At 44.0% G+C, this 25,887-nt stretch carries 18 protein-coding genes; 14 read left to right on the top strand and 4 right to left on the bottom strand.

Annotated features, from left to right (window positions below):
* The first annotated feature begins 5 nt into the window (after positions 1–5).
* The 4 genes from OSCIL6407_RS0124880 (at position 6) to OSCIL6407_RS0124855 (ending at position 7,199) form a co-directional block, all read left to right on the top strand.
* Positions 6–1,199 carry a 4-hydroxy-3-methylbut-2-enyl diphosphate reductase gene (locus OSCIL6407_RS0124880; protein WP_007353490.1) on the top strand — a complete coding sequence of 398 codons (1,194 nt, stop codon included), beginning with the start codon at positions 6–8 and terminating at the stop codon, positions 1,197–1,199.
* 709 nt (positions 1,200–1,908) lie between these two features.
* Entirely contained in the window at positions 1,909–4,371 is a 2,463-nt protein-coding gene (locus tag OSCIL6407_RS0124870; RefSeq protein ID WP_007353489.1) for an NACHT domain-containing protein, read from the top strand.
* Between the two features lie 143 nt (positions 4,372–4,514).
* Positions 4,515–5,723, top strand: coding sequence for an MFS transporter (locus tag OSCIL6407_RS0124860; protein WP_007353488.1), 1,209 nt, complete (start codon positions 4,515–4,517; stop codon positions 5,721–5,723).
* A 111-nt stretch (positions 5,724–5,834) separates the two neighbouring features.
* Positions 5,835–7,199, top strand: coding sequence for an FGGY-family carbohydrate kinase (locus tag OSCIL6407_RS0124855; RefSeq protein ID WP_007353487.1), 1,365 nt, complete (start codon positions 5,835–5,837; stop codon positions 7,197–7,199).
* Between the two features lie 7 nt (positions 7,200–7,206).
* Here the strand turns inward: OSCIL6407_RS0124855 and OSCIL6407_RS31220 are convergent, their stop codons facing one another.
* The 3 genes from OSCIL6407_RS31220 to groES all read right to left on the bottom strand — a co-directional run bounded on the left by OSCIL6407_RS31220 (position 7,207) and on the right by groES (position 10,248).
* Positions 7,207–8,019: an AAA family ATPase gene (locus tag OSCIL6407_RS31220; protein WP_007353486.1), complete on the bottom strand. Its 813-nt coding sequence runs from the start codon at positions 8,017–8,019 to the stop codon at positions 7,207–7,209.
* A gap of 128 nt (positions 8,020–8,147) precedes the next feature.
* On the bottom strand, positions 8,148–9,788 hold the full coding sequence (gene groL / locus OSCIL6407_RS0124845) for a chaperonin GroEL (RefSeq protein WP_007353485.1): 1,641 nt from the start codon (positions 9,786–9,788) through the stop codon (positions 8,148–8,150).
* A 148-nt stretch (positions 9,789–9,936) separates the two neighbouring features.
* A complete protein-coding gene (groES, locus tag OSCIL6407_RS0124840) occupies positions 9,937–10,248 on the bottom strand; it encodes a co-chaperone GroES (protein WP_007353484.1) in 312 nt (103 codons plus the stop codon).
* Between the two features lie 642 nt (positions 10,249–10,890).
* Here groES and OSCIL6407_RS0124835 point away from each other — a divergent pair.
* The 8 genes from OSCIL6407_RS0124835 (at position 10,891) to OSCIL6407_RS0124800 (ending at position 18,262) form a co-directional block, all read left to right on the top strand.
* A complete protein-coding gene (locus tag OSCIL6407_RS0124835; protein WP_007355347.1) occupies positions 10,891–11,358 on the top strand; it encodes a (2Fe-2S) ferredoxin domain-containing protein in 468 nt (155 codons plus the stop codon).
* A gap of 516 nt (positions 11,359–11,874) precedes the next feature.
* A complete protein-coding gene (locus OSCIL6407_RS0124830) occupies positions 11,875–12,522 on the top strand; it encodes a response regulator transcription factor (protein WP_007355349.1) in 648 nt (215 codons plus the stop codon).
* Between the two features lie 333 nt (positions 12,523–12,855).
* Complete coding sequence (locus OSCIL6407_RS0124825) at positions 12,856–13,377, top strand: LabA-like NYN domain-containing protein (protein ID WP_019487804.1); 522 nt, start codon at positions 12,856–12,858, stop codon at positions 13,375–13,377.
* 246 nt (positions 13,378–13,623) lie between these two features.
* Positions 13,624–15,279, top strand: a complete 1,656-nt coding sequence (locus OSCIL6407_RS0124820) for a 2-isopropylmalate synthase (protein WP_007353498.1) — start codon at positions 13,624–13,626, stop codon at positions 15,277–15,279.
* 304 nt (positions 15,280–15,583) lie between these two features.
* Positions 15,584–16,384 (top strand): class I SAM-dependent methyltransferase, encoded by an 801-nt coding sequence (locus OSCIL6407_RS0124815; protein ID WP_007353497.1) that lies wholly within the window; start codon positions 15,584–15,586, stop codon positions 16,382–16,384.
* 271 nt (positions 16,385–16,655) lie between these two features.
* Positions 16,656–17,462: a 5'/3'-nucleotidase SurE gene (gene surE / locus OSCIL6407_RS0124810; protein WP_007353496.1), complete on the top strand. Its 807-nt coding sequence runs from the start codon at positions 16,656–16,658 to the stop codon at positions 17,460–17,462.
* Positions 17,463–17,593: 131 nt separating this feature from the next.
* Positions 17,594–17,992, top strand: a complete 399-nt coding sequence (locus tag OSCIL6407_RS34840) for a hypothetical protein (RefSeq protein ID WP_148288927.1) — start codon at positions 17,594–17,596, stop codon at positions 17,990–17,992.
* 78 nt (positions 17,993–18,070) lie between these two features.
* Positions 18,071–18,262: a hypothetical protein gene (locus OSCIL6407_RS0124800; RefSeq protein WP_007353494.1), complete on the top strand. Its 192-nt coding sequence runs from the start codon at positions 18,071–18,073 to the stop codon at positions 18,260–18,262.
* A 23-nt stretch (positions 18,263–18,285) separates the two neighbouring features.
* On the opposite strand, the gene OSCIL6407_RS0124795 is transcribed toward OSCIL6407_RS0124800, so the two are convergent.
* Positions 18,286–20,052 (bottom strand): ArnT family glycosyltransferase, encoded by a 1,767-nt coding sequence (locus tag OSCIL6407_RS0124795; protein ID WP_007353493.1) that lies wholly within the window; start codon positions 20,050–20,052, stop codon positions 18,286–18,288.
* A gap of 148 nt (positions 20,053–20,200) precedes the next feature.
* Between OSCIL6407_RS0124795 and OSCIL6407_RS0124790 the strand changes: the two genes are divergently transcribed.
* Together OSCIL6407_RS0124790 and OSCIL6407_RS0124785 are read left to right on the top strand one after the other, a co-directional pair.
* Positions 20,201–21,685, top strand: coding sequence for a hypothetical protein (locus tag OSCIL6407_RS0124790; RefSeq protein ID WP_007358002.1), 1,485 nt, complete (start codon positions 20,201–20,203; stop codon positions 21,683–21,685).
* A gap of 336 nt (positions 21,686–22,021) precedes the next feature.
* A complete protein-coding gene (locus OSCIL6407_RS0124785; protein WP_007358001.1) occupies positions 22,022–25,528 on the top strand; it encodes a DUF4347 domain-containing protein in 3,507 nt (1,168 codons plus the stop codon).
* Positions 25,529–25,887: the final 359 nt, after the last annotated feature.

The raw sequence follows: 25,887 nt of genomic DNA, 5'->3' as shown, positions 1-25,887 counted from the left end.
GCCGCATGGATACTAAGGCTTTTAAGCGATCGCTCCAACAGTCGGAGAATTACCACCGCAAGGGTTTTGGGCACGAGGATGAAGTCGCTGAGGTGATGCAGTCTGCCTACCAAAGCAGTCTGATTCAGCAAATTCGCGAGAATAACTACACGCTGCAACGAGGCGATGTGACGATCCGCCTAGCTCAGGCTTTTGGTTTCTGTTGGGGTGTGGAAAGGGCAGTGGCGATCGCCTACGAGACTCGCCAACATTTTCCCACAGAACGCATCTGGATTACTAATGAAATTATTCACAATCCCTCAGTAAATCAGCATTTAGTGGATATGCAAGTAGAGTTTATCCCCGTTGAGAAAAGTGAAAAAGATTTTTCAGTTGTCGATCGAGGCGATGTTGTAATTTTACCAGCTTTCGGTGCCAGCGTGCAAGAAATGCAGACATTAAATGATAAAGGCTGTAAAATTGTAGATACAACTTGTCCTTGGGTTTCTAAGGTTTGGAATACAGTTGAGAAACACAAGAAAAAAGTTTGCACTTCCATTATTCATGGTAAATACAATCACGAGGAAACAGTTGCCACCAGTTCTTTTGCTGGAAAATATTTAATTGTGCTAAATCTCCGCGAAGCTGAATATGTGTGCAATTATATCCTAAATGGAGGCGATCGCGAGGAGTTTTTAGCCAAATTTAGCAAAGCGTGTTCGGCTGGTTTTGACCCAGATCGGGACTTAGAACAAGTTGGAATTGCTAACCAAACTACTATGCTCAAAAGTGAAACTGAGCAGATTGGCAAGTTATTTGAAAAAACGATGATGCGGAAGTATGGGCCAGATAAGTTGAATGAACATTTCCAGAGTTTTAATACTATCTGCGATGCAACTCAAGAGCGGCAAGATGCCATGTTTAGCTTGGTAGAAGAAAAGCTAGATTTAATGCTCGTTATTGGCGGCTTCAATTCTTCTAATACTACGCATTTACAAGAGATGGCCGTCGAGCGCAAACTTCCTTCTTACCACATTGATGCTGCTGAGCGAATTCTGGCAAATAATAGGATTGAACACAAGCCTTTAGGAAGTGATTTAGCGATCGCTGATAATTGGTTGCCTACTGGTAAAATTGTGGTGGGTGTAACTTCGGGAGCTTCCACACCGGATAAGGTTGTTGAGGATGCAATCAAGCGAATTTTTGAGATGAAAGCGTAAATTAGTTAACTGTTAGCTGTTCACTGTTAGCTATTAGCTGTTAGCTGTTAATATTATAGTCACGCTAATGTTTAAATCACTCAGTCACAAGTTTTATCTGATTTAGCTCTTGCTAATACCAATTCTCTAAATTAATGCTACAGTCTTAGGGCGGGTTTATTAATGTTATTTGTGGGTGGCAAATTTGATCGCGAACCCGCCCCTACCCCAAACTGTAGCAAACTTTTAGAGAAGTGGTATAAGCTAGAGGAAGCGTGGCAGCATAGCTGTCAAACGCCTCTTTTTCAGGTAGGTACTTGGCTATTGGCTCAGTCTCAGTGAATTTACTTAGAATTAAGCTCGCCAGAATCGCTGATGCAAAGAAGCATCAGTAATAATATCCGCAACTACCTGGGAAGAAATAAGTAAATCCACTTAATTAAACCTAAAATCACGGATGATTAAAAAGCTGACTCTACAAGTATTATTCCTTCTTCCGCCTACCATCGAACTTTTACTTAGAATTGTGGATGTTGCCAGCTCTGAAAATTACAATAATGATAGACAGTGACCTTGCATTGCCCTGAGCTTGCCGAAGGGTCAAACTGCACCGCTAAACCTCAATTCTAGTTCCTATTTTCCCTAGCCTCTCTCTTCCCCTAGCGCCTAGCCCCTAGCCCCTAGCCCCTCTCTTCCCCTAGTTATATGTTTAATAACTCATCCGTAACCCATGCTCGGATTTGAACCCTTAATCGCTACTGCCACCAGCAATATAGCCAACATTGCCAGCGAAATACTTTTAGATAACAAAGGTAAATTGTTTAGTAATTTAGCCATAGTTGGCAAAACTATGAAAACAAGAACCCAAAAATCTATAAATCACGCCGCTGAAGAATATGTTTGCAAATATGTCGAACGCTACGGCATTTTGAGAATTTTAGGAAAGTCCGAACCAATCCCATTAGAATCAGTTTATATCCCCATTCAAGTTTGGCGCGAATCTGATATTCACCGCTGCGAATCGCTGGAAAAATTAGAAACTATCTATAATCAAAGTCAAGTGCGCCGTTGGCAGTTTATTTATAATAATAAGCTAGAAGGAATAGAAGCTGTAAACCAAAATCAATATCTGATGGTATTAGGTGAACCGGGTTCGGGGAAATCTATATTTTTGCGGCAAATAGCACTAGAAGCACTCAATGGGGAAAAACTTGGCAAAATCGGTAACTCTACATATATTCCAGTTTTCATCGACCTTAAAGAAGTAAGCGCTAGAAAGGTAAACTTAGAAAAAATTATCTTAGAAGAATTTGCCGATAGTAACTTTCCGTTTGCAGATAGGTTGACAGAAAAAACATTAAATAAAGGTAAATTACTGATTCTGCTAGATGGTCTGAACGAAGTTCCAAACCATCAATTAAAAACTATCACTTGGCAAATTAATAATTTTGTTAATAAATATCCGAAAAATCGCTTGATAGCTTCCTGTAGAACTGATTTATATCGCTATAATTTAACGATATTTGCCAATGTTTTAATTTCACCTTTTGAGGAAAATCAGTTAGAGCGATTTCTTTGTAATTGGTTTCATTCTGACTCAGAATCGCTAAATTTAAATGCTCTAGCTTGCTGGGAAGCTCTGCAAAAGCCGGAAAATTCCCAGGCAAAAAATTTAGGAATAAATACTTTATATTTATCTTTACTATGTCTGGTTTATGAGCGAGGTCAAAACTTTCCCAAAAGCCGCCAAGCTCTCTATCAGCAAGTTTGGCGGCTCTTGCTAGAATCTGGATTATCTGACCCTCGGCTTCAGCTAAAAAATAGCGAAAAATCATTAATTTTGGAGGGAGTTAGTAATTTACTTTCCGAGATTGCCTCGCTCGGTTTTGAGTCTAACAAGCTGTTGTTTGAAAGACGAATACTGCTAGATAAAGTTAAAATTTTTCTGAACATTAACTTGAAGAGGCAACCAAATTTAGATGCGAATTTAGTTTTAGACGCTCTGGTAATTAAGCCGGGAATTTTAGTTAGTAAAGAAGCTGACTTACTCGCTTTCTTTCATCCGACAATGCAAGAATATTTAACAGCACAATATATTTATCAAGACTTACCTAAAGATGGCGGCTCGCCCGAAGAAAAACCCAAAATTGCTCAACAATCGCAGTCCCAAAGAGAGGCATTTACCACCCTCGCCAGCCGAAAAAATGATAGTGAGAACTTAACTCTTATTGATAGAACTGTTAAGATCCAGCAATTAATTACCCATCATCTTCAAGACGAGCGTTGGCAACCAGTATTTTTGTTATTAGCAGAGATGATGGGTAGCAAAGCTGACGAATTGCTCTTACTGATAGAAACAGAAGCACAAAAATATATCAAAATTCCCAAATTACAAGCCTTATTAACCTGGGCAAATCAAATCACAGTCGATTCCGAAGAAAATATTAGACCTGCTGCTAAACGCGCCACTGCACTTTTAATTAGCGGGGGTGATTTTGCCTATACACAGGATGCGGGTGATGGTTTAGGAACAATTTATGAATTGCCTTTAGAAACTGCGGGCGATTTCACCTTCAGCCGCGATTTCATGCTCACAATCAGTCGCGATCGCATTTTAGCCAGTTACCTAGCTCATCTGCTGGGACTTGATATCGGTTTGATTTTAGCCCGCGCCCGCATCCTCGCTAGCACCATAACTGGTACATTAGGATTAGCTCGTACCCGCGTCTTCGCTGACGAACTTACCCGCGAATTAGCGGGGACAGTAGTTAAAGTTCGCGGTCGTTTTCTGGACGTGGATTTTAATTTTGCCCTAGATTCTAACCGCGATTTAGCCCTCGATCGCACTCGTGATTTAGCCCTCGTCTGCATCCTCGCTCGCGAATATGAAAAACTCCAAATTTCTAAAGATGCGAATCAATTCATTGCAGAATTAGAAGCATTACAAGTAAAGGTGCCGGGGAATAATGAACCTTTAGAAGTACACCGCAACTTTCGCGATTCTCTCCGTAAAACATGGTTAAAAACCTTTAATATTAGCCCAGAACTTGTTAATCTTTCATCTACAGAAAGAGAAGCCCTTGGCAATTACTTGTATGCTAATTGTCTAATGGTGCAGTGCGATCGCGCAGCAGTACAAGTCAATCGTGCAACTTGGGAGGCGATCGAGCAGCGGATGTTAGTAGTCATATAACCTTCACAAGTGTTATTGTGGTTGAAGACTACACAAATCACTGAGCATAAATTTTTCTTAATTCTTCCTTCTTCCTTCTCTTCATTGCCGATCGCTTCCGAGTTGAGATAAGGTTGACAAATTTACCATAAAATGCAGTCACCATGAATCTCTCACCATCTCAGCCCGCTGTTCTGTGGAGGCAAGTCGGTGGTTTAGCTGCTGTACAGGCAGCTATTACCCTAACATGGATGATTTACCGGATCTATGTGCCTCAACTGCTTGCAGGTTTTGGCTTTCCAGGGTTAGAGCAGCCGATATCAATGATAGAAGACGCTTTAGCAGTAGCGCTCGAACCTATAATGGGGGGGATTTCAGATAAACAGCGGCAATGGATGGGCTCTCGTTTTCCCTTAATTTCCTTGGGAATCATCCTTTCTTCAGCTCTTTTTATTGCCATTCCTGCTGTTTTCATTTTTGGCAAACCCTACCAAGTTTTCCGCTGGGTATTGCCTGTACTGCTTGTAGCTTGGGCCCTGGCGATGGCTGTGTTTCGGGCTCCGGCTGTCTCGCTGATCGGACAATATGCGGTTAACACTCAATTGCCTCAAGCAATGAGCGTTTTGATTTTAATTGGCGGGCTGGCGGGGGCCGCAAGACCGATCGCTGGTGATTTTATTCTGAGTTTAGGGCCAGGGATTACTTTCACGATCGGTTCTTTAGTATTATTGGGAGCAGTGGCGGTATTGCGATCGCAAAAACCCGATATGTCTGTGGCCCAAACACCAATAAATCATACCACAAATCAACCGCTTTCTATACCAGCACTGGGATTAATTGCTGTAACTGGGATGAGTATAGCTTGCGGAACTCGCTTGATGTTAGGGGAGATTCTGCCGAAGGTGTTAGAAACTCAAATTGGGGGTACAGATGTGAAATTGCTGCTGGTGGGAATTGCGATCGCCTTAGCTTTTGCATCTTTACCCGCAGGAATTCTAGCCACCCGCCTTGGAAATCAGAGAGTAACGATCGCAGGATTAGTAATCGCAGCAATGCTATTACTGGCATTAGTTTTTGCTCAGGGGACAGGGGCTATATGGATCTTAATAATTGCCCTGATTGCTAGTTATAGCTTAGTTGCCAATGGCGCGATTCCCTTTGTATTTTCCCTCATCCCCCCGCACCGAGGAGGATTAGGAGTAGGGATATATTTTGGTGGTTTTTCCTTAGCCATGAGTTTATATGGGGTGATTTTGGGGCCCCTATTGAGAATATCTTTGCTTAACGCGGCAATTGTCGGGGCGATCGCATTTTTACTAGCGGGTGCTTGCTTGGAATATTCGCTTTTGCAACTTAAAAGTCACCCGTTCTAGCTTCCGCTAGTTGATATCGTTCAACTCCACCGTCACTGGATTGTGCCTTTTAGATTATGTTCATTGCTACTTGTTCAATAAAATACTTAAGTCTTGTTAAGATAATGTCTTATGAACTTTTACCTTGGGCTAGATTTCGGTACTTCCGGGGCGCGGGCTGTAGCAATTGATGCTGGTAGTAAAATCTATGCAGAGGTTTGTTATCCTTTTGACGGTCCCCAAAACGCGATGCCTGCGGCTGGCGTAGCTGCCGCGCCTCCCTCAAATCTACAGGAAACTCCACAATTTGAATTATCCTCTATATGGCAGAGTGCGCTATTTTCTCTGATCGCGCAAATTCCCCTAGAAATCCGCCGTGAAGTAAGAGCGATCGCGATTGATGGTACATCTTCAACTGTAATGCTATGCGACGCTAACGGTAAGCCTGTGGCTGCACCGATGCTCTACAATGATGCGCGAGGGGTGGCGGTGATGGATAAGCTAAGTGCGATGGTTGCTGCTGACTACCCCTACGCGCCTCCCAACCCCACAGTATTAAGCGCTACCTCTAGTCTGGCAAAACTCCTGTGGTTAACAAGAGATTTAACAAATAAGTTATCTGTCTCTCAGAGGCTTTATTTCCTGCATCAAGCTGACTGGCTGGGTTTTTTGCTACACGGTAAACTCGGTGTCAGCGACTATCATAATGCTTTGAAATTGGGTTATGACGTGGCTAATCTATGTTACCCGGAATGGTTGACAGATGCGATCGCCACTATTCCCAATATTACCATTCAGTTACCAGAAGTTTTCGCACCAGGTACGATCGTCGGGGAAATAACAGCAGAAATGCGCGATCGCTTTTCTTTACCCCCTAATTGTATAGTCCGTGCGGGTACAACTGACAGTATTGCAGCATTTTTAGCTAGTGGTGCGAAATCTCCCGGCGAAGCTAGTACATCTTTGGGTTCTACCCTAGTGCTAAAACTATTAAGCCGTACCCGCATTGATAATGCTAAATATGGAATTTATAGTCACAAATTAGGTAATTTATGGCTAGTTGGCGGTGCTTCTAATACAGGCGGTGCTGTGTTGCGCCACTTTTTTAGTGATACTGAATTAGATAATTTTAGCAGAAAAATCGATCCTAGTCAAGAGAGTTTACTTGATTATTATCCCTTATTAAAACCAGGCGATCGCTTTCCAATTAATGACCCGAATTTACCACCAAAACTAGAACCTCGCCCCAAGGACTCAGTAGAATTTTTACACGGTTTACTAGAAAGTATAGCGCGAATTGAAGCGCGAGGATATCAATTATTGCAGGAGTTAGGTGCAACTCCTTTAACGCGGGTTTATACTGCTGGCGGCGGTGCGAAAAATCTTATTTGGGCTGCTATTCGTTCGCGACTGTTAAAAGTACCGATCGTTACACCAATTAGCACAGAGTCGGCCTATGGAACGGCATTATTGGCGATGGATAAGAAGAATAATTGAACCGGATTTAAGAGTTAGTGAACTTACGCTGAATATGTGGAAACCCTTCTGATATCAAATCATCAAATCGTCTCCAAAGTGCAGTATCAAGAGATTTAGTGAGGTTTGTTGCTGCTACAATCAGACCAGAGGTTGGTTCATATTCATCCAAAATCTGGAGAAAAGTATTCACCACCCGCTTAATTTCTCCTACTTCCTGAAAATCTTCTCTTGATTTAGCAATTGAGTCACATTCATCAAGAAACAATAAACATGGATTTTTTGATGCTTCTTCAAAAACGAGCCTTAAATTACTTGCAGTTTCCCCTAAAAAAGATGAAACCATTGCATCAAATCTAACCTTAAGAAGTGGTAAACCTGTATTCCAGGCTAAACGCTCTGCTCCCAGTGTTTTACCACAGCCAGGAAGACCATATAAAAGAATTTTTTGCCTGTAGCATAGTCCATGATGAGCAAGTCTATCCCTTGCTGCATACTCACGTTCAATTCGCTGGAAACGTTTCTCAATACTTTCAGCCAACACCATGTGATGCCGCAGTTTTTCCCTTGGTATGACACTAACTAGAGGAAGATTAAATCGCTTACTCGTCGGTAGTTCACTTAGAGCCTGTAGATTCTCTGGTACTGACGAAACTGATTTATTGTTAGAGGTGGACTTCTCTTTTGGGCTTTTCTTAGTAATATTCTCTAACTGATCGGCTAGAAGCGTGTGTCCATTCTGACGTTCCTCTTCAATCACCAGATACGTCAATTTGTCGATCGCCTCTGTGTCTGAACTGGCGATCGCCCTAAATAATCTTTTGAGAACTTCTGCTTTCATAGAGCCTCTCAGTATACTAGAGAGTACACCACTATGATAGCTTGATTGATTAATCAACAGATTACGTTATATTACCAAAGAGAGTGGGCGCAAACGTTTGCGCCCACTCTACTCCATCAAACTAGCGATTAGTAATCGAAATCACCACCGCCCATACCGCCACCAGCACCAGCAGGAGCGCCATCCTTGGGCTCAGGCTTATCAACGACGATACACTCAGTCGTCAACACCATCCCAGCAATAGAAGCTGCATTTTGCAAAGCGGAACGAGTCACCTTCGCAGGGTCAACGATACCAGCTTCAAACATATCTACAAACTCATTAGTAGCTGCATTGAAACCAACATTAAATGGCTTCTCTTTCACGCGCTCAGCGATTACAGCACCATTCAAACCGGCATTTTCAGCAATCCGCTTCAGAGGAGCAGCCAGAGCCCGTGCCACAATCAAAGCACCGGTTAATTCTTCACCTTTCAGACTGCTATTTGCCCACTCTTCTAACTGAGGTGTCAGGTGAGCTAAAGTTGTGCCACCACCGGGAACAATACCTTCTTCCACAGCAGCTTTAGTAGCGTTGATCGCATCTTCTAAACGCAGTTTGCGATCCTTCATTTCAGTTTCAGTCGCAGCGCCTACCTTGATTACGGCTACGCCACCGGCCAACTTAGCCAAGCGCTCTTGTAGCTTTTCTTTGTCGTAGGAAGACTCAGTTTCGTCCATCTGGCGGCGGATTTGTTCGCAACGAGATTTGACAGCAACTTCGTTACCTTCGGCAACAATCGTGGTGTTATCTTTGGTGATAGAAATGCGGCGTGCTTTACCAAGCATATCCAGCTTGGTATTGTCAAGCTTCAAGCCAGCATCTTCGGTGATTACTTGACCGCCAGTCAACACGGCGATATCTTCGAGCATGGATTTGCGGCGATCGCCAAAACCAGGGGCCTTAACAGCAGTGACGTTCAAAACGCCCCGCAGTTTGTTGACAACCAGAGTAGCTAAAGCTTCTTTCTCAATATCTTCAGCGATGATCAGCAACGGACGACCAGCGCGTGCTACTTGTTCTAAGACGGGAACTAAATCCTGTACCAGAGCAATTTTCTTGTCAGTTAACAAGATGAAAGGTTCTTCTAGAATTGCTTCCATCCGTTCGGTGTCGGTGACGAAATAAGGAGAGATATAGCCTTTGTCAAAGCGCATCCCTTCAGTGATTTCGAGCTCGGTAGTCATGGATTTGCCTTCTTCGAGGGAAATCACACCTTCCTTACCGACTTTATCCATTGCGTTGGCAATCATTTGGCCAACTTCATCGTCGTTACCGGCGGAAATTGCACCAACTTGAGCGATCGCCTTGGAATCTTCTACTTGTTTGGCGTGTTCGGCAATCTTTTCTACTAAAAAGCTAGTCGCCTTGTCAACACCGCGCTTCAGAGCGATCGCATTTGCACCAGCAGCTACGTTCCGCAGGCCTTCTTTGACCATAGCGTGAGCGAGCACAGTTGCAGTCGTGGTACCATCACCAGCAGCATCATTAGTTTTGGAAGCAGCTTGACGAATCAGAGCCACACCAGTATTTTCAACATGGTCTTCCAGTTCAATTTCTTTAGCGATGGTAACGCCATCATTAACAATTTGAGGAGCGCCAAATTTCTTCTCTAGAACTACATTACGACCTTTAGGGCCAAGGGTGACGGCCACTGCTTCGGCCAGAATGTCCATACCGCGTTCTAGAGCGCGACGTGCATTTTCGTTGTAGATGATACGCTTAGCCATAGTTTTCGACTCCAGTAAGTGAAATTTGTTTGTAATTTGAAAAATTTGCTAATTGCTAATCGCTAATAGCTAATTGTTAATTGCTCTTAACCGTTAAGCTAATGCCATAAGGAATTAACCCGCTAATTAGCCATTAGCCATTAGCTATTTAGTCAACGATCGCCAGAATATCTTTTTCGGCAAGTAAGACATATTCATCAGTGCCGAGTTTGATGTCGGTACCAGCGTACTTGGAGTAAAGAACCTTGTCGCCAACCTTGACATCCATTTCACAGCGAGTGCCGTCATCGTTGCGCTTGCCGGGGCCCACTGCTGCAATTTCCCCTACTTGGGGCTTTTCTTTCGCGTTGTCGGGTATATAAATACCACCGGCCGTCTTTTCTTCGCTAGCGCTTACTTTCACGAACACGCGCTCGCCTAACGGTTTAACGGTAGAAACACTCAGAGATACTGCTGCCATACAAAATCCTCGCTTATTACAGCCTTTGCAAATTTTTAAGAGTTAAGCCTTCCAGGGAGAGGGTAAGTATTTTTACTCTGCACCTTCTGCCTTTTGGCTTATTTCTTTGAGAGTTAGCACTCTCGACTCCTGAGTGCTAATTTAACTGGTTAAGGTGGCGATCGCAACTAATTTCTCAGTACGGGTTCCCGAACTAATTTAGGGGAGAACTTACACAGTAGAAGGGGCTAGGGGCTAGGGGCTAGGGGCTAGGGAAGAGAGAGGGAGGATGGAGGAGATGGGGGAGATGGGGAGGATGGGGAGGAATAGGTGACAAATCAATGGTTTCAACCATAATGGATTTACGGAGGTCGTCCCAGAAACCGGGTTTTTGAGAGAATCTGTGGGTAAAAACGAAGTATTTTCGTAAAAAACCCCGGTTTCTTTAGTTGGGTGCGTAAGTCCTCCAGAAGCCAGTGCCCTAAACGTCTTCACGGTTGCTATTTTAATCAAAATTGTTAATTGTTAATTGTTAATAATCCCTCCTACTTACCTCCCCCTCTCCCCCATTCTCCCCCTAGCCCCTAGCCCCTAGCCCCTAGCCCCTTCTTCCCTACCCCAGACAGTGCGAAAATAGAGACGAAGTTTCACGCCATTAGCCCTATGTCCGATCGAGAACCAAGCGCGATCGCCACCTCTAAATCCTCAGAGAGCAGCCAAAACAGCGAAGAATCATGTACCTCAAGCTTAGCCGCTTGCGTGAAAAGCCTGGGAATAGCTCAAATCGAAAGGCACATTTTTATCTGTGCCGATCAAACCGTACCCAAGTGCTGCGACAAAGAAGCCAGCCTGGAAGCTTGGAACTACCTAAAAAAACGCTTACAGGAACTAAAATTAGATAAACCTTCAGGCGATCGCCCAAGTTGCATCTTTCGCACCAAAGCCAATTGTCTGCGCGTTTGTAGCAACGGCCCGATTATGGTCATCTATCCAGACGGTGTGTGGTATCGGAATGTCACACCACCCATCATCGAGCGGATACTTCAAGAACATCTGATCGGCTCTCAAGTAGTTCAGGAATATGCTTTTTTAACTCATCCTCTTCCAGATAAGGAGCTACACACTCACTAACATTTCCTGTAACGATCGCCATCACAATCGCAATCGTTAGGAATTAGACACCACAGCTAGTTATCAAGGGTAAAATCACTCGCTCTTCCCAGCCACTGCTCAAAACATTCAAGTACGTAAGTAGGCATTATAGTCAAATTTCTCTATAGTATTCAGAAGTAGCACCGTACAGACAGGGGCATTAAGCGGCTGAAAGTCTCCAGACTAAATATCCCACTCGATCTAGCTGGCGTGCATCTTTAGGAAGCACGCCAGATAACATTAGATTAGCGGGAAATTATTAGCTCAACCACCACTGCTAACCCCTAACACGGGGTCTAGTAGGGGACTGGAAAGCCTAGTTGACCCGCCTCGGCGAAGGGGCTAAAACCCCCACCTCATTACAATTCCTTTTAAATCGTGGAGAGGCATATACCCTGCCCTGCCTTTCCTCTCACCGTCAAGCCGATAAGTTTTGTTCGCTGCCAGCGTTGCAATCACTACAGTTATGACGGGAGTCTCCAGGCAGGAATAAAGATGAAGGAAATTAATATAGGAGATCAAAAACGGCTAATGCTGGTTGACGACGACCCCAACTTGATACTGCTAGTTAAAGATTATCTAGAGTTTCGGGGCTACGATGTCGTCACAGCAGAAAATGGCCGAGAAGCCCTGGAAAAACTAGAAGAGGATCTTCCCGACTTAATTATTTGTGACGTGATGATGCCAGAGATGGATGGTTACACCTTAGTCAAGCACGTCAGAGAAGATCCTCGTACCAGTTGGATTCCAGTTTTGTTCCTGTCTGCCAAGGGTCAAAGCCAAGATAGAGTTAAAGGTCTCAGCACTGGGGCTGACGTTTATATTGTCAAGCCCTTTGAGCCAGAAGAACTCGTGGCACAAGTAGAATCTTCCCTCAAGCAGGCAACGAGATTGATTCGCCACCAAAATAATGCGATCGACAGTGGGCCAAAAATCAAGGCCCGCCGCAACGTCGATTTAACCCCAACCGAGTTAAAAGTCGTACAGTTGGTGTCCCAAGGGTTGGCAAACCGTGATATTGCAGATGTGATGAATGTCAGCCAGCGGACAATTGAAAGCCATGTTAGCAATATGTTGGGCAAAACAGGCCTCCACAACCGGACGGAGTTGGCTCGCTGGGCCTTGGAGAGCAAAAAGGCTTAAGCTTAAATTGCTGCAATTTAATCACACAGAGGGAAGGCAGAGCGTGCAAAAACTAAGGGCTTGCTAGAGGGCTGCAACAGGGCAATAACTATTGTTTTTAGCGGAGCGATCGCCAAAGAGACATTTGCCACAGAGTTGCCCTCAGCCGATACCTCTTCTCAAAAGCAGCCCGCTTATGAGATGAAAGCAACTCTGTGGCAGTAGAGCCTAAAATATGAAATACTGGGGAAATGGAAATTTCTTAATTTTATTCCATTGCTAGGTTAACTCCATGTTGCTAAAATCTAATACTTAGATTAAATTCCTTTCTACAATTATTAGGTCTAAGTTTTTATGTCAAACTCAATGAACCGTCTGTCTATTTTTGTAGACGGGAACAATATGTTCTACGCTCAACAAAAAAATGGCTGGTTTTTCGATCCGAGACGAGTGTTGGAATATTTCAAGAATGCACAGCAAAATGTAATGCTGATTAACGCTTTCTGGTATACGGGTCTTAAAGACCCTCAAGATCAAAGGGGATTCCGAGATGCTTTGATTAGTCTGGGTTACACAGTTCGCACTAAAATCCTCAAAGAATACTACGATGACGCTTCTGGCAGATATTCTCAAAAAGCTAATTTAGACATAGAGATAGTCGTAGATATGTTTAATACAGTCGATCAATATGACCAAGTTGTGCTTTTCAGCGGGGATGGGGATTTTGAGAGGGCGATTGAGCTGCTAAGATCGAAAAATACTCATATTACAGTCGTATCAACCGAAGGGATGATTGCTAGAGAACTCCGTAATGCTACAGATCGGTATATCGACCTAAACGAGATTCGCGAACATATTGAGAAAATAGATTATTAGAATAATGGGTAATTGTTAGTTGTTAGTTGTTAGTTGTTAGTTGGTAATCGATAATGGGTAATGGGTAATTGGTAATCGATAATGGGTAATGGGTAATGGGTAATTGGTAATCACTCATACTCCCCCCCGCTCCCCTGCCCCGCTGCTCCCCTGCTCCCCCGCTCTTTCCCTAGCCCCTAGCCCCTTCTTTATCTGGAACAAAGTTTCAATCACAACTTAACTCAGGAGGACATCAGTTCTAATACCATGAAAAATCAATCAAAACAAGACCGGATTATTATTTTTGATACGACCTTACGGGATGGGGAACAGTCGCCTGGGGCTGCCTTAAATGTGGATGAAAAGCTGACGATCGCACGCCAGTTAGCGAGATTGGGTGTGGATGTAATTGAAGCAGGTTTTCCCTATGCTAGTCCGGGAGATTTTGAGGCCGTACAAAAAATCGCTCAGACGGTTGGGGTAGAAGGTGGCCCGACGATTTGCGGTTTGGCCAGAGCTAGTAAAAATGATATTGAAGCAGCGGCTAAGGCTCTAGAACCAGCAGCTAATCGTCGGATTCATACCTTTTTAGCAACGTCTGATATTCACTTGGAATATAAGTTGAAGAAGACGAGAGCAGAGGTTTTGGCAATTGTACCAGAGATGGTGGCTCATGCTAAATCTTTTGTAGAAGATGTGGAATTTTCCCCAGAAGATGCGGGTCGTTCCGATCCAGAGTTCTTATATCAAGTGCTGGAAAGAGCGATCGCGGCTGGGGCGACAACTGTTAATATCCCTGATACGGTTGGCTACACTACTCCCGCTGAATTTGGGGCTTTAATTCGCGGCATCAAAGAAAACGTTCCTAACATCGACCAAGCGATTATTTCCGTTCACGGTCACAACGATCTAGGCTTGGCAGTTGCTAACTTCTTGGAAGCGGTGAAAAATGGGGCCCGGCAGTTAGAATGCACGATTAATGGTATTGGCGAACGGGCGGGAAATGCAGCTTTAGAAGAGTTAGTAATGGCGTTGCACGTCCGTCGCCAATATTTTAATCCTTTCTTGGGACGACCAGTAGATTCTGAGGAATCCCTGACGAATATTGACACCCGCCAAATTTATAAGACTTCGCGTTTGGTTTCGACTTTAACGGGGATGTTGGTGCAGCCAAATAAGGCAATTGTAGGGGCGAATGCTTTTGCCCACGAGTCGGGAATTCATCAAGACGGGGTTTTGAAGAATAAGCTGACTTATGAAATTATGGATGCTACCTCAATCGGTTTGACTGATAATCAAATCGTTCTGGGTAAACTTTCTGGTCGCCATGCTTTCCAAAGTCGGTTAAAAGAATTGGGTTTTGAACTGTCAGATGATGAGTTGAATAAGGCATTTGTCAAATTTAAAGATTTGGCAGACAAGAAGAAAGAAATTACTGATTGGGATTTGGAGGCGATCGCGAACGACGAAATCCACCAACCGCCAGAGCTTTTCCGGGTAGAATTGGTACAGGTTTCCTGTGGCGATCGCGCCAGGCCAACGGCGACGGTGACGCTAAGGACACCAACAGGCGAGGAATTGACGGATGCTGCGATCGGCACAGGCCCAGTGGATGCCGTGTACAGGGCAATTAACCGCGTGGTAAACGTACCGAATGAGTTAATTGAGTTTTCTGTGCAGTCGGTGACGGCGGGAATTGATGCGATCGGAGAAGTTACAATTCGGTTGCGACATGAAGGTAAAGTATTTTCCGGTCATGCTGCTAATACTGATATTATTGTCGCCTCAGCACAAGCTTATGTCAGTGCGTTGAATCGTCTTTATGCTTCATTAAATCCAGGGTTTGAGACTTCCAACCAGAATCTCATGCGGCTAATGGATGATATCGGTGAAAAGGCACAAGTTAGAGAGATGACTCCGTAAATCTTACAGCCGATTCTGATGAAAAATAAGATGCGTTTTGTTTTCGATCCGAATAGGCTTAATAACTTGTAAGGTGGGCGATCGGCTTTCTCAAAAATTAAAAGTTAAAAATTAAAAATTAAAAAGGAAATTAATTAAATTTTTAACTTTTAATTTTTAATTGGATTTAGCTATGAGTTACAAACTTGCGGCTTGCGCCCACCCTAGCTTTAATTGGGTCAATTTATAAAAAGCTTACAAGAAGAATTGACCTTTGAAGTGGCGACTCTCTGGGGTGATGTTAATGCTTTAGGTACTCATTAAGATGCAAGATAAAACACTAGAAAAAGAGCGACAATTCCACGATGCTTGGGCATCTACAATAGATGTTGACGGCATTCGAGTCAAAGATTATTTTGAAGCCTGTACAGCCCCCGAAAATCGATTTATTCTCAAACAATTAGGCGATATTACAGGCAAAAAACTCTTAGATTTGGGCTGTGGCGCAGGTGAAAATAGCGTTTATTTCGCTAAAAAAGGTGCGCTATGCGTAGCAACTGACTATTCACCCGGAATGGTAGAAGTTGCTCTGCAATTAGCAGAGAAAAACGGCGTGAAAATTGAAGGTTGCACTGCAAATGCGATGGAATTAGAGTTTCCCGATAATACTTTTGATATTGTCTACGCCTCGAATTTGTTACACCATTTGCCAGAACCTAAAATAGCAATTCGAGAAATGCACCGAGTGCTTAAACCAGGTGGAAAAGCTTGTTTTTGGGAACCGCTGAAGCACAATCCTATAATTAATGTTTATCGGCGGATGGCGACGAAAGTGCGGACTGAAGATGAGACTCCTTTGGATATTAACATTGTTAAATTTGTCAATTCTCTGTATTCAGATGTGGCTTATGATACTTTTTGGCTGGCTACGCTTTGGATTTTTTTACGCTTTTATTTGATAGAAAGAGTGCATCCGAATAAAGAGCGCTATTGGAAGAAAATTATTATCGAACAAGCAAGATTAGAGCCAGAATATCGGCGGTTAGAAAACTTAGATAACCTTTTGAAAAAATTGCCAGGAATGAAGCGATTTGCTTGGAATTTGGCGGTAGTTGCGAGGAAATAAAAATTGCAGATATACACTATAAAGATTTTAAGTTTAATGATAATTGGTAATTGGCAATTGCTAATTGGTAATTGGTAATTGGTAATTGGTAATTGCTCCCCCTCTTTCCCTAGTCCCTAGTCCCTAGCCCCTAGCCCCTTCTTCATAGGAAAGGAAGCGATCGCGCAGAGAGTTGAGCAAGCAAATCAAAAACATAAAAACTCTCAGAATTGAGAGTAAGAAATACAGAGCGATCGCGTAAACTAAAATAGTTATATAACTACAAAACTTGATGGTAAAACTATTAATTAGCAACGACGATGGCATCTTCGCTCAAGGCATTCGTAGTCTTGCCAACACCCTCGCCGCCGCAGGTCACGATGTTAGCGTAGTTTGTCCTGACCGAGAACGTTCCGCCACCGGACACGGCCTCACCCTTCACCAACCAATCCGGGCCGAAATAGTCGATTCCATCTTTGACCCAAAAGTGAAAGCTTGGGCTTGTTCCGGTACACCTGCCGATTGCATTAAACTAGCTTTGTGGGCATTACTTGAAAAACGGCCAGACTTTGTACTTTCCGGCATCAATCACGGCCCCAACTTAGGAACAGACATCCTCTACTCTGGTACAGTTTCCGCTGCAATGGAAGGCATCATCGAAGGCATTCCCAGCATTGCCTTTAGTCTTGCCAGTTACACTTCGCGGGATTTTCAAGCAGGAGTAAACTTTGCTCAAAATTTAGTAGCGAACTTGATTGAAAAGCCAATGGCAGAGCCAATGTTATTGAACGTTAACATCCCTGCCGTCCCGCAGGCAGAAATTGCCGGAGTTGCGATCGCGCGTCAAGGCATCCGCCGTTATTTCGATATATTTCAAAAACGAGTAGATCCGCGAGGCAAAAGTTATTATTGGCTTGCAGGAGAGTTATTAGAAGAAGTTGAAGAAACCACAGACCCACCTCTTCCCCATGATATACCAACTGATGTACAAGCAATTCGCCAAAATTACATCACCCTCACCCCACTACAATACAACCTGACTTATGCCGCAGCGCTACATCACCTGCCAGAGTGGAAATTTGAAAGTTTTGGAAACTGAGAAGCGGCAATTGAGCTGATAGGAGCGGTAGACTAAGAAGTAAGGATATGTGCCTCCTCCGAGCTATGCCGTAGGCGTTAACACAGAGTCGAAATTGGTCGTTGGTCTCGCAAACTACAACTAGAACAGTTATGAACGCTCCCACATATAATACTCATTCCGTCACCTGCCCGATTTGCAATCATTCCAGCGTCATAGGCCCCGTTGGGATGTTTAGCGGTTTGTTCACTTGTCCCCACTGCCATTCGCATTTAGTAATTAGTTGGAGTGGCCATTACGTTCGCGACCCCTTCACTATTAAGCAGCTCAAGGTAGGAAGGATGCTCAGACGGCAGAGTAGGCCCTTCGCGCGTATGCAGCGGGACTTTGGGCTCGCCAAACATTTGCCGCTGTTGGCTATTCTCGGTAGCGTGGTGTTTTTTGGCTTTACGATCGCGGCGGCTGACCCCTCAAACCAGCAACAAAAACCTTTTCAAGACTTATGGGAGTGGGTAAACGGTACTGGGGAATCAAATGCTCCTTCGCCCTAATATTTTACACAGAATTTTTACAAGTAATAAATTGGTTAGTTGTTAGTTGTTAGTTGTTCGTTGTAACCAAAGAAACTTGTGACCAAAGAAACCAGTTTTTTTACAGAATCTGCTGGCTACAACGAAGTATTTTCGTCAAAAAACCCGGTTTCTGGTTCCTCTGCTAACAAAAGTATCCGTCACGCCGCCAACAGGCGCGGTCAAGAAACTGCGCCTGTTGGCGGCGTTACAGCCGTGTGTAATGCTGGTAGTTTTAAATTGGGTAGATAGTGCTTTTAATTACCAGTTAACAGTTAACTGTTAACTATTCGCGTAACTAGAACCCAGTTTCCCGCAGTTTTTACGACCTTTACATTTTCTAAAGCTAACTTTTTTAAGACGGAGCGATGGAGTAGAAAATAAGGTTGAGGAGAAGTTTGCCACTCGCGTTTTAGTTCCTCAACTTTAGCAGGAATAACACGGCGATCGCTATAAAAATCTAGGGAAGGTCGAGGATAGCGGTGAGAGGTTAAAACTTCCTGACCGGCAGTTGTACCTTGGCGAACAATTTCGGCTACTGGCTTAACAGGATAATCCTCTGCTAATTCCCAAACCCAGTTATTAGACATCACCAATAACAGCAGCGAGACGTAAGTTCCCCAAAATAAAATTAAGATAAATTGCCTATCTTGCTGCCGTAAAAGCATAGCTACAATCGCCATAGTCAAGCCGAAAGCTATTAGCACTAGCTGCAAATCTCGCTCAACAGGTGCAAAAGTTTCTCCTAATTTCACCAAACCGCTAAAGTATAGGCAACCCGCCGCTGCAACAGCAGATAGGAGTGCAAAAATGGGCCAGAGAGTGAAGGGGAGAGGGGGGGAGGGGGAGCGGGGGAGCAGGGGAGCAGGGGAGCGGGGGAGCGGGGGAGCGGGGGAGATAGAAGACGGAAATTTACCCTCTGCCCCTCTGCTCTTTTGCCCCTCATCTTCTCCCTCTTTTCCTTCTTCCTTCCTGATATCATTAACTTGCCAAACTTCAGCTAGATAGTGACCGACTACTAAGGCAAAAGCTGGATAGATTGGTAAAACATACCAGGGGAGTTTAGTGCTCATGGCTGAAATTGCTGCCAAATAAATTCCAGTCCAAACTAATACTAATTTTCCCCAAGCAAAATTACGATTTTCTAAAGCTTGCCGCAATCCTAATAACCAAAATAACTGCCAAGGCCAAGCTGACTCTAAAATTTCTAACAAATAATACCAAGGCGGCCCTTTATGATTTCCTACAGGTTCCCAAACTCGCCGCAGAGATTGGTCTAACAAATTAGCACTGAGAAATTGTGGGCCGTAGTGTAGCCATTGGGCAGTATACCAAGCTATTACCGGGAAGATGCCGATCGCGAAACCAGTCCAGAGATACCGAGAAGTGATGAGTCGGGGGGTATCCCATAGCAAGAAGAAAAACGCGATCGCGCCTAACAACAATCCTAACAACACGCCCTTAGTCAGGCAAATCAAACCAAAACTAATGCCAGCGCCTAGAGCGTAGCGTAAATTGCGGCGCGATCGCAACACGCACAACACCATAATCAGCAAAAAACACAATACCGCCCCATCCAACATCGCCAAACGCCCATGACGCACCACTGGTAGCAGCGTCAGGCACACCAAAGCCGAAAAAATCGCACTCAGCCTTTGCTGAAACAACTCCCGCCCAATAGCATAAAGCAAGGGTACAGAACTTGCTGACAGCATCGCTGGTGCCAGCCTAGCCATCCATTCATTCACCCCGCCAACACCAAAGCACAGCGCTATTAGCCAATGTACCAATGGCGGCTTATTCAGATACGGCGTACCCCCTACCGTCGGATACAGCCAATTTAAGTCCCCACGCCACATCTCGCGGGCCACCTGTCCCGCAATACCTTCATCCCAATCTCGCAAAGGCAAACCGCCGAGATTTATTGAGAATATGAGTACAGCCGCCGCCAGCAACCCTACCGCCCAAAACAGATCGATCCAATTGCCACTTACGAGAGTTTTGAACTTGTCAGTACGCCGACGAAAGATTTGACCAGACATAAGTAAAATTAGGGTAGGCGGATGTAGTAGATACTGACATCTTGCACTATTCTTCGCAAAACTGTAAAAACATTAACACTAAGCTGTTAAAATTATTATAAAACCCCCTTAGCCATTAGCAATTAGCAATTAGCCATTAGCAATTACCATGAACTTACCTGTAATTTTAGATATTGTCATCGGCTTAATTTTTATTTACCTCAGTTTAAGCTTACTAGCTACGGAAATTCAGGAACTAATCGCCACAGTTCTGCAATGGCGAGCTGAACATTTAAAGAAATCAATAGAAGTGCTGATCTCAGGTGGCGGCGATACTATAAATGATGAAGCTGAATTTAACCGAATTAAAGACTTAGCTAATCTAATTTACGACAATCCGATCGTTAACGATCTAAATCAAGAAGCCAAAGGCCCCCTATCTAAACTATTCCGCAAGATCACCCATCAAATCGGTGCATTGTACCGCCGGATTACCAAAACTGAAAATGTTTTTGGCGATAAATCTAGCGGCCCTTCTTACATTGCATCTGCGAGTTTCTCAAGTAGCTTGCTGGACACTCTCAGAATTTCGCCTTTAATCAAATCTATTACCGAATCTCGGTTAGAAAGATTTAAAGATCGACAGTTAGCAGAAGTCAAGTTTATTGTAGACAATTTGAAATTAGGAGAATCAATTCAGCCAATTTTAGACATGGAATTGACCTGGCTGCAAAAGGAATTTAATAAAATTGTAGAAGACTTCAATAAAAATCAGGCTCCTCTCAGCGATAGCATCGATAGAATTTCTGAGAAATTGGGTATATATGTTCAAAATTCTCAAGTTTATTTGCCTGAAAGCGAATTAGCTGGCAGAGATTTTCAGTGGCAGATGGGATTTTTGAAATCTAGTTTGGATAGTGAGTTTGACCGAAAAGTGCTGCTAGTTGAATTACAACCAAGTTTGAGTAATTTCTTCAATTCAATTAGGAAAACTAGAGAAACTCAAGAAACAGTGCAAGAGATTGTTGACGCTAAAGAAGATAGTCCAATTTATAAAGAAATTCAAGAAATAATTAATAGTATGCCAGAGTCTTTGAAAAAAAGCCTATATATTCTCGCAAAACGTGCCGAAAACGATACAGTACAGACAGACCAAAACTTTTCTAAATTTCAGCACGAAATCGAAGCTTGGTTTGACCGTTCTATGGAACGTGCTGGTGGTGTTTATAAGCGCAATGCTAGAGGAGTTGCTCTTTTAATTGGGACTACAATCGCTATTGCTACTAATTCTGATACATTATATATTGTGGGCAATTTGTCAACAGATTCTCTCCTGCGTGCTACTGTGAATAAGTATGCAGATGAGGTAGTTACGCGCAACTCTATACCAAATCGAGATAATTTCGCACAAATTCAAACAGATGTCAATCAAGCTTTAGAAAAATTATCATTACCTATTGGTTGGAATTCCAATAACCTCAAAAATCAAGAATTTGATGGTAGGGAATGGCCTTTATTTAGCAAAAGAATTTTTGGCTGGATTTTGAGCGGTGTAGCTATCTCTATGGGTGCTGCTTTTTGGTACGATCTTCTTAACAAGATTATCAATGTTCGTAATGTGGGCAAAAAACCACCATCATCGACTGATCAGTAGAAGGAAGAAGGAAGAAGGAAGAAGGAAGAAAAATTTAGTTATCTAGGAGAGAAGGAAGAATGTTTATACAGTCAGCTTTTTAGCCATCCTTATTTAAAGAAACCGGGTTTTTTGACGAAAATACTTCGTTTTCACCCACAAATTCTCTCAAAAACCCGGTTTCTGGGATGACCTGCGTAAGTCCTAATAGCAACTTACGGTGAAAGGAAAATAATCATACTTTGTGCATAGTGCCAACTGCAACTATGATGCGCTAGGGTGTTCTCTGACAAACGTGATGTCCTTACTCAACGAGGGCTGTATCTACCAGTAAATGCCCTTAATGGAGTATCCACAATGACCTATACCGTAGCTTCAGACAACACTCTGCCTTCAATTCAAAATCTCTCTACACACTCTTTAGTCTTTATTGACTCTGCTGTAAATGACTCCGAATTACTTGCTAGTGGGGTACTTCCAGGGGAACAGGTAATTATCCTCGATCGCAACAAAAATGGCATCGAACAAATTACTTCCGAAATCAAAAAATATGCCGCAAATTATGGCACAGTTGACACCGTTCAGATTTTGTCTCACGGTAGTCCCGGTTGTCTTTATTTAGGCAATTCTCAACTTAGTAGCGATACTATTGAACAATATCAAAGCCAGTTGCACCAGTGGAAATCTGCCCTAAGTGACAAGGCAGATATCATGCTTTATGGGTGCGATGTCGCCGCCGGAGTTGGTGCGGATTTTGTACAGCAATTAAGCCAAATAACCGGGGCTGACGTTGCCGGTTCTACTAATATAACTGGCAGTAGTGGTGATTGGAATTTAGAGTTTACTCAAGGAGAAATTGAATCATTTTCAGCTCTTACTCCAGAGGTAATGCAGACTTACCGAGGTAATTTAGCTACCATTGTTGTTACCAATACTAATGATAGTGGAGCTGGTTCTTTAAGGCAAGCGATCGCCTCGGCTGCGGTTGGAGATACAATTCAATTTGCCCCTAATCTTGCAGGGCAAACTATTACCATAACTAGCGGTCAGCTCGATATTCCCGTTGGCAAAAACCTAATTGTTGACGGAAGTGGAGCTGCTGGTTTAACCATCAGCGGTAACAATGCCTCTCGCGTCTTTTTTGTCAATGCTAATGTCGTTACTCCCTCAACTTTCAGCCTCAAAAATATCACCGTTGCTAACGGCAAAACAAGTGACAGAGGCGGCGCGATCGGCACAACTGACGAAGTAACTTTAACAGTAGAAAACGTTCAGTTCAACAATAATGTGGCCGATCTGGGTGGCGGTGCAATTTTTGCCAATTTCAATAATAACCTAACAGTAACGGGCAGTAAATTCAACGATAACATTGCAACAGCAGGCAATGATGAACGCGGTGCAGGTGCAATCGGTTTCTTGAGTGCCAAAAATCTTACTGTCACCAACAGCGACTTTACCAACAATAAAGGAATTAACGGTGGTGCAATTAACAGCCTTAACGGTAAGTTAACAGTTGAAAACTCGCGATTTATCAACAACGATACTAACTCTGCCGTTTTTGCTACAGGCAAACCTAATGACTTTTTAAGAGGTTATGGCGGGGCGATTTACACCGATCGTGCTAGTTCGACTGACGAACCCTCTGGGACAATTCGGATTACCAAAACTGTGTTTCAAGGTAACACGGCTAAGGGAGGAGGAGGAGGAACCCATCTGTTTACGGGAGCGCAAGATAATGTAATTATTGAAGACAGCTCCTACAGAGATAACAAGGTTGTAGCACTTGCTGGGGGAGAAGGTGGAAATGGCGGCGGTTTGTATGCAATTAGCAATAGCTTAAATAAGGGGCTAACTATCAAGAATACTACCTTTGCTAACAATACAGCCGAAGGTCAGGGGGGCGGTTTGCGGATGGATAAAGCGCCCACGACAATTAGTAATAGTACCTTTTCTGGCAACAAAGTAACGGGGACTGGGTTTAGCAATGTCGGCGGGGGAATGGTGCTTTATGGCTCTGCTACCATTACCAATACTACTATTGCTAATAATGATGCCGGATGGGTTGGTGGCGGTGTAACGGTGGCAAGTGGCGAACAAGTTACTCTCCAAAATACGATTTTTGCTAATAATACTGCACAAAATCAATTCAAGATTCAGCAAAATGCGGCTGGGAACTTTATTAACGGCGGAAACAATCTGCAATGGCCGGATAAGCTTACAAATTTCGGCAACGATCAAAATGTTTTCCCAGGAATTACTATTGCTGACCCAAAAATCGGGCCATTGCAAGATAATGGTGGTGGCATTTTTACCCATGCTTTGCTGACAGGAAGTCCGGCAATTGATACGGGAAATAATGCGACTGCACCTGCTACTGACGAGCGAGGAGTTAGTCGGCCTCAAGATGGTGATAATAATGGGAGTGCGATCGCAGATATTGGATCTTACGAATTTTCGCTAACACCTGCACCCACGCCAACGCCAGTACCTACGCCAGTACCAACTCCTGTACCAACTCCTGTACCCACGCCAGTACCAACACCTGCACCCACGCCAGTACCAACACCTGCACCCACGCCAGTACCAACACCTGCACCCACGCCAGTACCAACACCTGCACCCACGCCTGCACCAACACCTGCACCGACACCTGCACCAACACCTATACCAACACCTGCACCCACGCCAACGCCTGAACCCACACCCACACCCACACCCACGCCAACACCTGAACCCACACCCACACCCACACCCACGCCAGTACCCACACCCACGCCAGTACCCACACCCACGCCAACACCAACACCCACGCCAGTACCCACACCCACGCCAACACCCACGCCAGTACCAATGCCAGTGCCAACGCCAACACCAACACCTGGTGCTGACGATTGCATTTGCGATCGCTTCACCCTACCCAGTCTCAGCAGCAGCAATATTACCCCCAACACAACCGACAACACGCTTGCTGGCAGCAACTCTGACGACTTACTGATGGGTAATATCGCTAACGATGCGATCGATGGACTTGCTGGGAATGACACCATTTACGGCATGGGAAATAATGACAACCTCAGCGGTAGTAATGGCAGCGACGTGCTATTTGGCAATCTGGGAAATGATTACATAGACGGCGGCACAGATAGCGATACCGTTTATGGAGGCAAAGATGACGACGCTATAATTGGCGGCGATGGTAATGATTTACTTAGAGGGGATAGTGCTAACGATACAATTTTTGGTGGCATTGATAGCGATAGCATTTTCGGCGGTAAGGAAAACGATCTATTATTAGGTGAAGATGGAGATGATAACCTCTATGGCAACTTAGGTGCGGATACCATACTGGGAGGAAATGGCAACGATTTAGTCTTTGGCAATGAAGACGCTGATTTAATCTTTGGGGACATTGATAACGATACAATCTATGGAGGAAAAGATAATGATACCCTCTGTGGCGGTGACGGCAGCGACCTATTATTTGGGAACAATAATGACGATCTTATTGATGGGTGCAATGGTGACGATACGCTCTACGGAGGTAAGGGAAATGACATCCTCACTGGCGGTAGTGGCAATGACTTTCTCAGCGGCGATCTAGGTGATGACACTCTCACGGGTGGTTCTGGCAACGATGTATTTCTGTTAACATCAGGTCAGGGAATTGACATAATTATGGATTTCCAAAAAGGTCAAGATTTGATAGGATTATCAGGTGAGTTAACATTTGGACAACTCGCGATCGCCTCTGACAGCAATTCAACTTCGATCGCTATTGCCAGTAGCGGCCAAATTTTAGCTACTCTCAAAGGGGTGGCGGCAACGACGATTAGCGCTGAAGATTTCAAGCAAGTAATAATTTAGTTAGAGTTTAGGGTGTGTTTTCCAGCTATAAGCACAACAGCAATGCGGGCGATCGCGATCGTGGCTGTATATGCAGCCACTTTCTCGTATCGCCTAGCAATTACGTCTCCATTATAGTTAGGGACTAGGGGCTAGGGGCTAGGGGCTAGGGCAATAGAATCAATGGTTTCAGTCATTAGCGAGTGTCCTAATCGCCTTGACGGTTACTATATTTCCCTCTTCCCTCCTTCGCTTCTTCCCTCCTTCCCCTAGTCCCTAGCCCCTAGCCCCTAGCCCCTTCTTCCCCTAGCCCTAGCTATTAAATTCCGTATATTCCCTGATGTGCAAACCCTGGGTTATGTAGGTAGAATAAGCAAAAT

The organism is Kamptonema formosum PCC 6407 (assembly GCF_000332155.1).
Classification (GTDB): Bacteria; Cyanobacteriota; Cyanobacteriia; order Cyanobacteriales; family Microcoleaceae; genus Kamptonema; species Kamptonema formosum.
The sequence above is the reverse complement of the archived record's forward strand: the minus strand, read 5'-3'. Positions and strand labels throughout refer to the sequence as shown.

Coding starts and splice junctions, on each gene's coding strand:
- OSCIL6407_RS0124880 (WP_007353490.1), top strand. CDS start 6: ATGGATACTAAGGCTTTTAAGCGATCGCTCCAACAGTCGGAGAATTAC.
- OSCIL6407_RS0124870 (WP_007353489.1), top strand. CDS start 1,909: ATGCTCGGATTTGAACCCTTAATCGCTACTGCCACCAGCAATATAGCC.
- OSCIL6407_RS0124860 (WP_007353488.1), top strand. CDS start 4,515: ATGAATCTCTCACCATCTCAGCCCGCTGTTCTGTGGAGGCAAGTCGGT.
- OSCIL6407_RS0124855 (WP_007353487.1), top strand. CDS start 5,835: ATGAACTTTTACCTTGGGCTAGATTTCGGTACTTCCGGGGCGCGGGCT.
- OSCIL6407_RS31220 (WP_007353486.1), bottom strand. CDS start 8,019: ATGAAAGCAGAAGTTCTCAAAAGATTATTTAGGGCGATCGCCAGTTCA.
- groL (WP_007353485.1), bottom strand. CDS start 9,788: ATGGCTAAGCGTATCATCTACAACGAAAATGCACGTCGCGCTCTAGAA.
- groES (WP_007353484.1), bottom strand. CDS start 10,248: ATGGCAGCAGTATCTCTGAGTGTTTCTACCGTTAAACCGTTAGGCGAG.
- OSCIL6407_RS0124835 (WP_007355347.1), top strand. CDS start 10,891: ATGTCCGATCGAGAACCAAGCGCGATCGCCACCTCTAAATCCTCAGAG.
- OSCIL6407_RS0124830 (WP_007355349.1), top strand. CDS start 11,875: ATGAAGGAAATTAATATAGGAGATCAAAAACGGCTAATGCTGGTTGAC.
- OSCIL6407_RS0124825 (WP_019487804.1), top strand. CDS start 12,856: ATGTCAAACTCAATGAACCGTCTGTCTATTTTTGTAGACGGGAACAAT.
- OSCIL6407_RS0124820 (WP_007353498.1), top strand. CDS start 13,624: ATGAAAAATCAATCAAAACAAGACCGGATTATTATTTTTGATACGACC.
- OSCIL6407_RS0124815 (WP_007353497.1), top strand. CDS start 15,584: ATGCAAGATAAAACACTAGAAAAAGAGCGACAATTCCACGATGCTTGG.
- surE (WP_007353496.1), top strand. CDS start 16,656: ATGGTAAAACTATTAATTAGCAACGACGATGGCATCTTCGCTCAAGGC.
- OSCIL6407_RS34840 (WP_148288927.1), top strand. CDS start 17,594: ATGAACGCTCCCACATATAATACTCATTCCGTCACCTGCCCGATTTGC.
- OSCIL6407_RS0124795 (WP_007353493.1), bottom strand. CDS start 20,052: ATGTCTGGTCAAATCTTTCGTCGGCGTACTGACAAGTTCAAAACTCTC.
- OSCIL6407_RS0124790 (WP_007358002.1), top strand. CDS start 20,201: ATGAACTTACCTGTAATTTTAGATATTGTCATCGGCTTAATTTTTATT.
- OSCIL6407_RS0124785 (WP_007358001.1), top strand. CDS start 22,022: ATGACCTATACCGTAGCTTCAGACAACACTCTGCCTTCAATTCAAAAT.